Origin of the sequence: Solibacillus merdavium (assembly GCF_014836935.1) — a bacterium.
Classification (GTDB): domain Bacteria; phylum Bacillota; class Bacilli; order Bacillales_A; family Planococcaceae; genus Solibacillus; species Solibacillus ferritrahens.
This window is the reverse complement of record NZ_JACSPW010000003.1, coordinates 188,905-201,507: the sequence shown is the minus strand read 5'-3', so window position 1 is coordinate 201,507 and position 12,603 is coordinate 188,905. Positions and strand designations below refer to the sequence as shown.

Sequence of the window (12,603 nt, the reverse complement as noted above, 5' to 3'; positions counted from 1 at the left end):
GTTACTCAGTCCTTTAAACTTCTAAATACTCTCGGATCAATCCAGCAGCTACATAAATCAATCAATAATTGCACCACTAGAATTACAGCTAAGCTCACTAAAATAATCATCAATAATGTTGGATAATCATGTAGTTTCGTCGCTTCAACTGTTAGCTTTCCTACGCCTGGAATCGAAAAAACTGTTTCCACAGCAATTGTCCCTCCAATAAACGCTGTTACAAAATAACCGTTAAGTTGCAAATAAACTAAACCTACATGTGGAAAGACATGCCTTGCCAATCGGCTCCTCGAAATACCGCGCCTCTGAAGATGAATCATAAAGGGTTGCTGCTTCAGCCCAGCAAATTGGTCTTCTAATAGTTTCACTCCGTAATAGACAGCCGGTAACGCAAGGGCTATACTCGGTAATATTGCGTGGTATATGAGTGCTCCCATACTGCCATCCCCTACACCATAGATCGGAAACCAGCCAAGGATAACACCACATAGCCACAGTAAAAAGAAGCTAAGCCAAAAACCAGGCACAACCATAGCCCCTAGTAGAAGCCCCCCTAAAATAGAGCGCAACAGTTTATGACGTAATCGCTGCAAAAGGTAAAACCACAGTGTCATTAAAATATTTGTAAAAATTAGTGCAAGCGTAACAACTATTGCGGTATATAGTGATTGTTCCATTATTAAAGTTAGTACGTTCTGTTGCTTACTAAAGGAAAATCCCCAATCCCCCCGTAAAATATCTCCTATCCACTGTATGTATTGCATAATCAACGACTCATTTCCGAGCAATGCTTGTTCAATTCTTACTTTCTCTTCCTCTGTTAGACGCTGGGCATTAGCCCCGTAAATACTGTAAGCTGCACTTCCCGGGAGCTGGCGAATTAGTATAAAGCATATAAATGAACAAATAATTAATGCTAGCGCACTTTTCCCAAATCGCTTGCTGACATATTTCCACATTCATAACACCTATCTTTCTATTCGTGACACGATGTTTCCAAAAATATAAAGAGCAGCAAGTGCTCCATATATTTAAAACATTACACAACTAAATGTCTCTCAATATCCTGAATGTTGAGTTTATTCGTTTCACCTTCTACGACCATATGACCGTGATCCATTACATAAATGAAGTCTGCCGTTTCCATGGCCAAATCCAAATCATGCTCTACAAGCACGACACCGATATTTTTTTCACGAGCAATTTTCGTAATAACTTGCTGAATCAGTTGCACGATGGATGGCTGAATTCCTTCCATCGGTTCATCCAGCAGTAAAATATCCGGCTGTCCGACGTATGCGCGGGCAATCGCGAGCTGCTGCTGCTGCCCACCTGATAAATCGCCACCTTTACGATGGAGCATTTCTTTTAAGACAGGGAACCACTCAAAAACCTCATTAGGTATTTTTTTATTTTTCCCTGCTTTGCCCATCATCTCAAAACCTAGTAATATATTCTCCTCAACCGTTAGTGACGGGAAAATTTCACGTCCTTGGGGTACGTATCCTATACCAAGTCGTGCTCTTTTATCAATCGGCAGCTTTTTTAAGCCTTGCTCATGAAAATGGATGTCACCTTCTTTTAATGGGACTAATCCTATAATTGATTTTAATAATGTCGATTTCCCCACACCATTTCGTCCTAATACTCCAACAATTTGTCCTTTTTGTGCTTGGAAGGTAAGATCATTTAACACCATGCTGCCGTCATAACCTGCCAAGATTCCTTTGACATTAAGCATGTGTTTTCCCCCTTCCTAAATACACCTCAATAACACGCTCGTCATTTTGTACCGTATTCATATCCCCCTCACAAAGTACCTTTCCTTCGTGCATCACCGTTACTTGCTTGGAGAAATTACGTACAAACTCCATATCATGTTCAACAATTAGTACCGAGCATTCCTTTGACACATCGTGAATGAGGCGACCTGTTTTTTCACGTTCCTGTCCGGACATACCGGCGATTGGTTCATCAAGCAGAAGCAGTTGTGGATCTTGAATGAGCTGCATACCAATTTCCAGCCACTGTTTTTGACCATGTGCCAAAAAGCCCGCCAAACGGTTACGTTCCTGAGTTAAATTAATTTTTTCAAGCGTATACTCAATCTTTTCCTTTGTCGGTTCGTCCATTTTGGCAAACAGCATATGCCACAATGTTTTCTTTTGTTTCATCGCAAGCTCTAAATTTTCTAACACAGTTAACTGCGGGAAAATTGACGGTGCCTGAAATTTACGCGCAATGCCTGCAAGCGCAATTTTATGCTCCTCTAGCTTATGAATAGAGCCCTCCATTTCCTGAAAAAATACAGAGCCTTCCGTTGCTCGTGTTTTCCCGCAAATCACATCCAACAAGGTCGTTTTTCCAGCGCCATTCGGTCCGATTAAAAAACGAACCTCCTGCTGCTCCACTTGTAAATCCACACCTTTCAAAGCGAAAAATCCATCAAAATCAACTTTCACATCATTGCAAGTTAGTATTTGCGTCATAGGACGTTCCCCCTGCTTTTTTAGACGTTTTGAATCTAAACCATTTTGCATAAAGCGACTGCGCCACACCGACTAATCCATTTGGCATCACGAGTACGACTAAAATGAATAAGCTCCCTAATAAAAACAACCACATATCCGGGTATGATTCACTGAAAAATGTTTTTGCACTATTTGTTAACACTGCACCAATTACCGCACCAAAAATCGAATAACGTCCACCAACAGCTACCCACAGCACCATCTCAATTGAAGGAATAATCCCCATCATTTCTGGTGAAATCATGCCGACCTGCAGGACAAATAATCCACCTGCAATCCCGGCAAACGCTGCCGATACGCAGTAAATAAATACTTTAAACGTTGTAGGGTTAAAACCAAGGAAGCGCACACGGTTTTCCCCTTCTCTAATCGCAACCAATAGCTTCCCTGCACGACTTTGTGTTAGCCATAAGCTAATGAGAACTATTAAGAGTAATATTAAAATCGTGATATAATACAGCACCTTTTGTACGACTGGATGCGTCAAATACACCCCGAAGCCTGTCGTAAAATTCGTCAAACCATTCGTACCGCCCGTAAGCTCCTGGGTACCGATGAATAGCGTTACAAACACAACGACTAAAGCTTGCGAAATTAAAGAGAAGTACACCCCTTTTATTCGGTTATGGAATGTAAAGAATCCAATAATAAATGCCAAGGCGACAGGCACCCCGATCATCATAAACAAGGCAAAAACGGGGTTAGCAAAAGGCTTCCATAAAAGTGGCAGCTCACTCACACCTGACCATTGCATAAAGTCTGGAATCCCACCTGGTGACGCTTGAATTTTCAAATACATTCCTACTGCATAGGCACCCAATCCAAAAAACACGCCATGCCCTAAACTTAAAATTCCTGTATATCCCCAAATTAAGCTAATCCCTACTGCAATAATTGCAAAACATAAAAATTTCGCTAATAAAGAAATACGGAAATCTGACATAAGAAGTGGTGCTAATGCAAGGATTAAAAATAATATTGAAAAACTAATTTTCGTACTTTTGGCCATATCGTTCCCCCCTTAGTCCAGCACTCGTGTTCTAGTTGAAATTAGTCCTGATGGCTTCCATTGAAGGAAGATAATGATGAAAGCAAACACAACTACCTTTGCAATCGTGGCACTTGTACCGTATTCAGTAAATGTACTTAATAAGCCAATACATAGGGCACCAAGCACCGTGCCTTTAATTTTGCCGACACCGCCTAAAATAACAATCATAAATGCATCGATAATATAATTAGTTCCTACAGTTGGACCAACTGGACCAAGTAAAGTAAGCGCACACCCTGCCACTCCGCCTAAGCCAGAGCCTAACGCAAAGGCTGTTGCATCTACTTTTCGTGTATTAATACCTAAGCTTGCTGCCATTGGTCGATTAAGAGTTACGGCATTCATTCGTCTACCCGCAGTCGTTTTAACTAAATAATAATAAAGCCCCAGCACACACAAGCATACAAGTACAAGAATAAATAATCGTTTATATGGCAACACCACCGAAGCAATTTCCACATTGCCATTCAACCAAGAAGGTGCTGTTACGGCAACGTTTGGAGCCCCAAAAATCATCCGGGCAATTTGCTGAAAAATTAAGCTTAATCCCCAAGTAGCTAATAAACTATCGAGTGGTCGAGCATATAAAAATCGAATTAAGCTTTTTTCAACTAACAAGCCAATTAAAGCTGTTACAATAAATGCAATTGGAATAGAGAGAATAAAATAATAATCAAATAAAGATTCAGGTACCATACTGACAAAAATTAATTGAACAGAGTAGGTAACATATGCTCCGATCATAATCATGTCACCATGTGCCATATTCATAACACGCATTAAGCCAAAAGTAATCGAAAGACCTAACGCAATCAGTAATAAAAATGAGCTATAGCTTAATCCATTAAATAGCTGTGTCAACAAAATCTCCATCATAGACCTCCTCGATTGAAAAGTTAGCCCCTACTTGATGTAGGAGCGTACTATTTCAATTATTCAGGTTCATCACCATAAGTTGGGGATGTTAAAAATCAAGTTCGTTCTGCTGCGCTACGGGAAAGAACGTTGAAGCAAGTGTTTTTGAAGCTCGCGTCCGTTGTACTACGTTCCGGGGCAGGCTTTCCGGGCGGCGTGGCTCCAACTAACTTTTGATGCCTTTGACGGCGGCATCAAAAGTGGATTTTCCGCGCACGCTTAATCGCCAAGGAGTCCGCCCCTACACTTCGCACAACTCTTTTCGTTGAAAAAAGTTATTGACGGCGCATCCTCCGCTCCGCGTCACTCTACACTTTGGCATAAAGTAAATTTCTACAAAAATGAAGATTCAAAATATAGCATTTTGCTCTCCGCCGCCTCGCGATAGCGCAAGCGGCTAGATTGGGTGTTTTTACTACACTTTATAACGAGGGCAAAATTTTGGGATTGGTGGGCCTTGCAAACGGCAATAAAGGCAGTGATAGAGACACGTATCACGTGGCTTTAGCGCTGTCTTGCCGTAGCCCACCAATCAATCAAGTGAAATTTTATTAGAAAATATTCCCATGTTATGATGGTTAGCCATTATTCACCTGGTTTTACAGATGCTGCCCAATCATAGTTTTCTAAGTATGGATCTGGCTTCACAGCCTCACCTGAATTCCAAAGCTCATCGATTAAACCGTCTTCACGAATTTCACCGATACGAACGACTTTATAAGTATGTTGGTTATCTCCATCGATTTTCACGGTACCACCTGGAGCAGACACCTCAATGCCTTTCGCTGCTTCTTTCACAGCATCTACATCAAACGAGCCGGCTTTTTCTGCTGCTGCAGCCCATAAATAAACTGCAAAGTATGCCGCTTCAATTGGATCGTCTGTTACAACTTCATCTCCGTACTTCGCTTTGAAGTTTGCAACCCAGTCGTTATTTTCTGCTGTATCAAGTGTTTGGTAATAGTTCCAAGAAGTATAATGTCCAGCTACAACATCTCCACCAATACCGCGAATTTCTTCTTCAGCAATTGATACTGAAAGGACAGGTAGATTTTCAGCTGTAATACCAACATCTTTTAATTGTTTAAAGAATGCGACGTTACTATCGCCATTTAATGTGTTAAACACAACATCTGGCTTTGCCGCCTTAATTTTTGAAATTAATGTCGAGTAGTCAGTGTGGCCAAGGGCAGTATATTCTTCACCGACTAATTCGCCACCTTTTGCTTTTAATTGAGCTTTTATAATATTATTGGCAGTACGAGGGAAAACGTAATCTGAACCTAATAAGAACATCTTTTTCCCTTTGTTTTCTAACAGCCAGTCCACTGCTGGAACAATCTGTTGATTAGTAGTAGCGCCTGTGTACATAATGTTCGGCGAAGATTCCATTCCTTCATATTGCACTGGGTACCAAAGTAAGCCATTATTTTGTTCAAATACAGGGAGCATTGCTTTACGTGATGCGGAAGTCCAACCACCGAATACCGTGGCTACTTGATCACTTTGAAGTAATTTTTTTGCTTTTTCAGCAAACGTAGGCCAATCTGATGCACCATCTTCAATAATTGGTTCAATTTGTTTACCTAAAACACCACCAGCGGCATTGATTTCTTCGATTGCCATCATTTCGGCATTTCTTAGTGATACCTCACTGATTGCCATCGTGCCACTCAATGAGTGTAAAATCCCTACTTTTACAGTATCACCCTCTGGCTTTTCTGTTTTAGTAGCTGTACCATCTGATGTTGATTCTGCTCCCGTTTTTGCTGGTTCTGCGGCATTTTCACCGACACATGCTGTTAATACGACAAACATAAGTGTCAACAATGCCATAAACCATATATTTTTCAGCTTTTTCATTCACTAACCCCCCTCAAACTATTACGCAAGGATTTTCATGTTAGTTTTCCTTACATGTGAAATTCTATAGAATAATTCAGTCTGTATCAATTCCATTTTCAGAACATTCTTATCTCAATATAAGAAGTATGACGAATCCCAATTTGGTAATTAATTACTTTAACCTCTAATATTAGTTAATAAAATTATGTAAATATAGTTCTTAAATTACAAAATTCCTTTTATTTGAGCTACTTATAACGTTAGGTATGCAAGCATATTGCTTCAAAGTTATCTTTTCCAAAGTCCCTTGTTTGATAGTGGACGTTAAAATATAGTCTATCCCAATTTTAATGTTAATTAATATCACATAACTTTTTTTATTGGGGAGGATAAATAGAACTTATCGAAGATTTAATTGAAGTTTTTGGTTTCAGAAGTTTCATTTCACCATAAATTAAGCCGTTTTCGCGATACATGACAATGGCTTAGATTGTCGACAAAAGGTCTCGAGAGATAAACCCTCGAGACCTTTTGTCTTTTTATTATAAATTTTAACTAGATGGTTAGCCGGAAAATTTGTTCACGTTCATTGTTTGATTACTAGTCATCATTGAAATCATATCTCACTTTATTTAAAGCGATGAATAAGTTGATTGGAGTGGAGGGACCGTGACTCCACCGGGAACCGCACGCGCGGAAGATCCACTAAATTGTACCTGCCGTTGTAGGCACAATTTAGTTAGCTGGAGCCGTGCCCGGGGAAAGCTTCGGTCCCGGAATGGAAATCAACGGTTCAATATATGTAATTTTAAACAAATACTTTTTAAGAGGTCGTCTACAGTTTAAGCCGTTGTCACGATATGCGACAACGGCTTTTTATAATTTCCTATATTAACTACACATCATAAAAATCGCGATACAACTCTTCCAAATTACGTTTTAACGGATTTACCGACTGAATTTGTATATCCTGCTTAAGTAGCCATTGCAGATAAATTTCAATCGAGTGTGCCGCATCTGTAATAAGCCGATTTTCATTTATCTGAAATGGAAGTTCACTATCTTGCATTAATTGAGCAAGGTCATGATTAGGATTACACTTAATCTCATAAGGTACATCGATCTTTGACTCAAGCTGATTTGTATGGAGCTTTCCCTCTTTAATAAACCAGATTGTATCTGTCAAATCCTCCAGTATATCGAGGTTATGTGTGGAGATGACTATGCTGATTCCCTGTCCATGCAGTGTGCGGATTAATTGTTTTAATTCTATAGTACTTGTTGGGTCCAATCCGTTAAACGGTTCATCCATTAAAATAATGAGCGGCTTTGTCAGAATACTTACCGCAATAAATAAATGTTGGCGCATCCCATAAGAATAGGACTTCACAGGCTGATTCACATAGGAGCGAATTCCGACTAGATCTATAATATCCTCGATATCATTAGGGGGAATCTTATAGACATTGGCAATAAACGACAGATGATCATAACCTGTTAGCTGCATATACAAGTAATTATCACTCGGTAAAAAAGAGATATATTTAAAAAATTCAGGGCTATTATGAGAAATGTTATTTATTTGAACTGAGCCGCCATTAATTTCTTCCAGCCCTAATACTGAACGCATTAACGTTGATTTCCCTGCCCCATTTGGTCCTACAAGACCAATGATTTCCCCACCTCCAATCGAAAAATTAATATTTTCGAGGATTAGCTTATTTTTATACTTTTTTTCGAGCTGATGAACATGCAATACCATTAAGATGTCACCCTCCTTCTAAATAAAAGACCGATAACGAACAACAAGCTTCCGCTAACGAATAAAATGGCCGTGCCACTTAGAAAATTTACTTGCCCGTTATTCGCTTCAATGGATTTCCAGCCATCTATCACATTCCAAGTATCAAAATAGACAAACGGATTATAAAAACTGCTCGTTAATTCAATATAATAGTTTCCAGCAGTATAGCCTGCAATGACAATCAAGAACGTCACAATAATAGCTGCGTAATGGTTTTTAATCACTTTTCCTATGAAACTGAACAGGCTATTCAAAAAGTAAATTTGAGCGATGATAAGAATTCCGCTTTTCACAAGAAGTGCAGCTAGGCTTTCAAAGTAAAAATAGGCATAATCGGCTGTTGAAAGGAAATAATGTTCCCCTATCCTTTCCCTCGCATAAATCAAAATCGGATAATTCGCTTCTCCAAAGCCCCCAATAAGTATGGCAACGAGGAGAACGATCGTACTGCTAATAAGAAGTAAACTACAGGCAATCACGAAATTATAGAGCCATTTCGTTATATAAACGGATGTAAGTCGAATCGGCTTCGTAGCTAAAAAGTTAATCGTTGGATTAGGACTGCGCTCCTCAGCCATCGTTGTCCATAACAGTAATACAAATAGAAGCAATACAAACAGCATCATATTCCAATCCATAAACTTGTAGACAGCAAACAAACTGCTGTTGTCATATTTAGTATTTTGTTCCTGGTAAAGCTTTAATCTTTTAAAATGGTCATTATCCACAGCTTGACTCGGATCATGAAAATTGGAAACCCATTTATGTCCAAGTGGCCATGGTGTAATTCCCTTGTCTTCCAGAATCATTTGCTGTTCTTCAGATGCCATATCTGTCAATGTGTTTGTACTTTCGCTATCTTTATATGAACCTGGTGCCAGCGACTTCATAACTTTACGATAAGTTTCGGAAAAGTCAGGGGAATGAATCTCGCCTTTTAAACTTTCCACCGCATCATACCGATTTTCCAATTGTTTTATCATCAATAGGAACGGGTTTTCATCCAGTATTTCCATTTCTTCTCCGGCTTGCTCTGCCATTTGCCGTTGCAATGCCTGTTCGAGTTCAAATTCTTCCGCGACCAGTTTCCAATGTGCCTGATCTTTAATAATTTGATTTTGATAACTTTCAATCGCTTTTAATGCTTTGTCAGGGAATGTTTGATACTGCTCATTCACCGCAACAACGACCCCACCAATCATTCCGAATAATAAAATTATGGTAAAAAGAATATGTCCTTTGCGTTTCTTTTTTATATGCTCGAATTGCAGAAGCTTAAACTTCTGTGTTGATTGATACTGCTTTTTTGTTGTATTAAGTTGAGGTATTGTAAGCTTGATATTTTTAGTTCGAATAATAACATACGCAATGATACTACTAAAAATGAGCAGCAATAGCATGCTAAGTAAATACAGAACAAAACGATTTGAAGTCAACAAGTGCGGTTCATATGAAGCAATTAAGTGAATCGGGTTTCCTATTTGGAATCCAGTCTTTAATGAAATCAGGTAACCGATGAAAACCGGCATACTAATGACAGAGAACAGGATGCCTAAATTGGCTTGCTGCTTGAACAGGCAAATTGTTATAAGCAATAGAAATGAAATGAAAATTCCCCAGCCAATCGGAATAAAAACTAGCCACTTCCATACAGGCACCAAAATCATTTCTGAACCGACAGCTACTTCCAGCGGGTAAAAAATTGTATTGATATTCCCAGTTAATAACGGAGGTAAAAACGATAGAATACTTGCTATTAAAATATACATAAATACTATACTTAGTAATGGAACTAAGTATCCGTAATAAATGGATGTATTGGATAATGAGTTTATTTTAAAGAAATCAAATAGCCGTTTTTCTTTATCAGCCATATATTTAAAACAAAATACAAGCAGTAGCATAAATATAGTAATTGGGCTAAAAAAAATCTGGAATAACTGCTTTGTAAAGAGGGCCGTTTTATAGGGAGTGATTTGCTCTGAATATGGTAGATCATAATCAAGTAAATGTTCAGCCATAAGACGCTCAAGCTTTAATGCATCTTGATTGAGGTAAGGTATAAATTTGGTTGTGGCGGTATATGTTTCGTACTCATTTATATAGGCAAGCTGTTCTTGTGCAATCTTTAGATCCCCTTCATTAATCTTTGCTAATATCTCTTTTATATGCTCTTCTTTTAACAAAAGAATGTCCAACGATTCCCGTTCATCAGGTGTAAGGCCAATAACGCGTTCTTTCGTTAACATACTGGAAATTAAAAGACGAACAGTTTCTTTACGATTGTCGAATGTTTCCTGCAACTCGTTCTTCGTTGCACCCGACTGCGTACTATTAATGCCCAGCAGTATACAAACAAGAAGCCCCATTGCAATCGGAAACAGGAAAATATACTTGCTTTTTAGCCATCCCTTCATAAGAAAATGGATTATATCTTTCAATTGTCCCCCTCCACTCATATGATTTTGCATCTACTAAATTTAAATCTTATTAAGTTATTGTTCTTTTATGTTCACTTTACCATTTTTAATCCAAAATATGTATAAAATAGTTAAACACCATTCTATAAGTTGGGGGACAAAGTTGAAATAATAAGATTTTATAATGAAGTCTGTCCTGCTGCGCTACGGGGAAAATGCGATAAGGCAAGTTTTTTGGAAGCTCGCGTCCGTTGTACTCCGTTCCGGGGCAGGCTTTCCGGGCGGCGTGGCTCCAACTAACTTTTGATGCCTCTGACGGCGGCATCAAAAGTGGATTTTCCGCGCACGCTTAATCGCCAAGGAGTCCGCCCCTACACTTCGCACAACTCTTTTCGTTGAAGTAAGTATTTTTGGCGGCTCACCCTCCGCTCCGAATTAGAAAAGAACCCCCATGTTATGATGATGAGTCTATAAAATTCCTATTAGAATATTCGGGGGTTTTTTTAAAAGAAAGTGAGGTGAAAATTGTAATTAAAAAAGGTAGCCCTTATATAATCAGGCTACCTTTTCAAACTATTTCTTATTTGGTAAATTCATTTTACGTTCCAATAACTTGATGCGGTATTTATAAATTGCATAAATTACTGCTAAAATTAAAATGATGATAACAAATGGCTGTAAATATTGTTTAAACAGCTCTCCAGCCTGTTCCCAATTTTCACCTAGCTTAATGCCTAAATACACATAAAGTGCGGTAATCGGAAACATTGCTAAAAACGTGTAAATTGTAAATTTCCATACATTCATTTTTGTCATCCCGCAAGGAACGGAAATCGCTGTACGGACGATTGGCATAAAGCGTCCGAAAAAGGCGACACCTGCACCATATTTTGCGAAAAACTTGTCCGCAGCATTTATTTGCTTTTCATTAACCAAGAAGAACTTCCCGTATTTCAATACAATCGGACGACCGCCATAGCGACCTACTGCGTATAATGTCAATGGACCAATTGTTCCACCTACAGTACCTGCAAGCACCATTAGCCAATATTTATATTCTCCCTGAGCAATCCAAAACCCGGCCATCGGTAAAATGACTTCTGCCGGAATAAACTCGAAGCAGAGTGCCAATAATACACCGAAATAGCCAAACCCTTTAAAAAACTCAATCATTGGTAAAATGATTGTATCTAACAACAAAAACAACTCCAATCATTTGCAATCTTCAAAGTCAAAATCGACAGAAACCGATTTTATCCCTTTAGTCCACTTCTACATTCATTTAGCATACAAAAACTTGGAACGTTTCACAATAGAAAATGTGAAAACCTACCGCTATTATGTATGTTCTCCTTTAAAATAGAACGTCATTCCCGCAAGTAATGTTGCCTTCTTTAAGATATTTCCCTATTATAGCAGTGTATGTATATGCAAAAAGCGATATGTCACAACCACTTTGACTAGTCCCCTTTTCTATCTGCTTTTTTGTACTTTAGACTCAAGATCAACAATTAATTTTACCTAAACTGAATATTTACGTTAAAATAAGAATGAGATTTTGAATGAATGTACTTAAACTAAAAGCACAGGTTAATGAAAAATAGAATCTTAACATCAATCTTACATAAGATGACATTTATTTTTAGGGGGGCAAAATGATGGAATGGGGTTTTATTTTTGTAGCCGTAGGAATTGCAGTTGCAGGATATTTTATCGGAGATGGACTGAAAAATTTTAAAAATCCGGATGCAAAAAATCTTCTCGATTCTTTAGATGAAGAAGATGAACACGAACTCATTAAAGAAAATGATGTCCATTATTTTATGGGAATATCAAAAGAAGATGCAAAATCTTTAATTCAAGAGCATTCAGACATTCCGCATATTATAATAAACGGTAAGGTGTACTATCCGAAGGAAAAATTGCGTAAATGGTTATTGAATTTAGGCGAGTAAACTTACTTTATTTTAGTAAAACTGGACAGCAATACAAACGAGTTAGGAGATACATTCCTAGCTCATTTTTTATGCATTTTTA

10 protein-coding genes are annotated in these 12,603 nt (G+C 38.4%); 1 reads left to right on the top strand and 9 read right to left on the bottom strand.

Annotated elements, in window-relative coordinates; genetic code table 11:
• Window positions 1-5 precede the first annotated feature (5 nt).
• The 9 genes from H9632_RS05520 to H9632_RS05480 all read right to left on the bottom strand — a co-directional run bounded on the left by H9632_RS05520 (window position 6) and on the right by H9632_RS05480 (window position 11,739).
• Window positions 6-959 (bottom strand): ABC transporter permease, encoded by a 954-nt coding sequence (locus tag H9632_RS05520; protein ID WP_191703113.1) that lies wholly within the window; start codon window positions 957-959, stop codon window positions 6-8.
• A gap of 80 nt (window positions 960-1,039) precedes the next feature.
• Window positions 1,040-1,741, bottom strand: coding sequence for an urea ABC transporter ATP-binding subunit UrtE (urtE, locus tag H9632_RS05515; protein WP_191703112.1), 702 nt, complete (start codon window positions 1,739-1,741; stop codon window positions 1,040-1,042).
• A complete protein-coding gene (gene urtD / locus H9632_RS05510; RefSeq protein WP_191703111.1) occupies window positions 1,734-2,489 on the bottom strand; it encodes an urea ABC transporter ATP-binding protein UrtD in 756 nt (251 codons plus the stop codon). The genes urtE and urtD overlap by 8 nt, the downstream gene beginning before the upstream one ends.
• Window positions 2,464-3,540, bottom strand: coding sequence for an urea ABC transporter permease subunit UrtC (gene urtC / locus H9632_RS05505; RefSeq protein ID WP_191703110.1), 1,077 nt, complete (start codon window positions 3,538-3,540; stop codon window positions 2,464-2,466). The genes urtD and urtC overlap by 26 nt, the downstream gene beginning before the upstream one ends.
• Window positions 3,541-3,552: 12 nt before the next feature.
• Window positions 3,553-4,455: an urea ABC transporter permease subunit UrtB gene (urtB, locus tag H9632_RS05500; protein ID WP_191703109.1), complete on the bottom strand. Its 903-nt coding sequence runs from the start codon at window positions 4,453-4,455 to the stop codon at window positions 3,553-3,555.
• A 627-nt stretch (window positions 4,456-5,082) separates the two neighbouring features.
• Entirely contained in the window at window positions 5,083-6,360 is a 1,278-nt protein-coding gene (urtA, locus tag H9632_RS05495; RefSeq protein WP_191703108.1) for an urea ABC transporter substrate-binding protein, read from the bottom strand.
• Between the two features lie 877 nt (window positions 6,361-7,237).
• A complete protein-coding gene (locus H9632_RS05490; protein ID WP_191703107.1) occupies window positions 7,238-8,104 on the bottom strand; it encodes an ABC transporter ATP-binding protein in 867 nt (288 codons plus the stop codon).
• Window positions 8,104-10,587 carry a hypothetical protein gene (locus H9632_RS05485; protein WP_191703106.1) on the bottom strand — a complete coding sequence of 828 codons (2,484 nt, stop codon included), beginning with the start codon at window positions 10,585-10,587 and terminating at the stop codon, window positions 8,104-8,106. The genes H9632_RS05490 and H9632_RS05485 overlap by 1 nt, the downstream gene beginning before the upstream one ends.
• Before the next feature lie 552 nt (window positions 10,588-11,139).
• Window positions 11,140-11,739, bottom strand: a complete 600-nt coding sequence (locus H9632_RS05480) for a DedA family protein (protein WP_191703154.1) — start codon at window positions 11,737-11,739, stop codon at window positions 11,140-11,142.
• 485 nt (window positions 11,740-12,224) lie between these two features.
• Here H9632_RS05480 and H9632_RS05475 point away from each other — a divergent pair, with 485 nt between their 5' ends.
• On the top strand, window positions 12,225-12,521 hold the full coding sequence (locus H9632_RS05475) for a DNA-binding protein (protein WP_191703153.1): 297 nt from the start codon (window positions 12,225-12,227) through the stop codon (window positions 12,519-12,521).
• The last annotated feature ends 82 nt before the right edge of the window (window positions 12,522-12,603 follow it).

Coding starts and splice junctions, on each gene's coding strand:
- H9632_RS05490 (WP_191703107.1), bottom strand. CDS start 8,104: ATGGTATTGCATGTTCATCAGCTCGAAAAAAAGTATAAAAATAAGCTA.
- urtD (WP_191703111.1), bottom strand. CDS start 2,489: ATGACGCAAATACTAACTTGCAATGATGTGAAAGTTGATTTTGATGGA.
- urtB (WP_191703109.1), bottom strand. CDS start 4,455: ATGGAGATTTTGTTGACACAGCTATTTAATGGATTAAGCTATAGCTCA.
- H9632_RS05480 (WP_191703154.1), bottom strand. CDS start 11,739: ATGATTGAGTTTTTTAAAGGGTTTGGCTATTTCGGTGTATTATTGGCA.
- urtC (WP_191703110.1), bottom strand. CDS start 3,540: ATGGCCAAAAGTACGAAAATTAGTTTTTCAATATTATTTTTAATCCTT.
- H9632_RS05520 (WP_191703113.1), bottom strand. CDS start 959: ATGTGGAAATATGTCAGCAAGCGATTTGGGAAAAGTGCGCTAGCATTA.
- H9632_RS05475 (WP_191703153.1), top strand. CDS start 12,225: ATGGAATGGGGTTTTATTTTTGTAGCCGTAGGAATTGCAGTTGCAGGA.
- urtA (WP_191703108.1), bottom strand. CDS start 6,360: ATGAAAAAGCTGAAAAATATATGGTTTATGGCATTGTTGACACTTATG.
- urtE (WP_191703112.1), bottom strand. CDS start 1,741: ATGCTTAATGTCAAAGGAATCTTGGCAGGTTATGACGGCAGCATGGTG.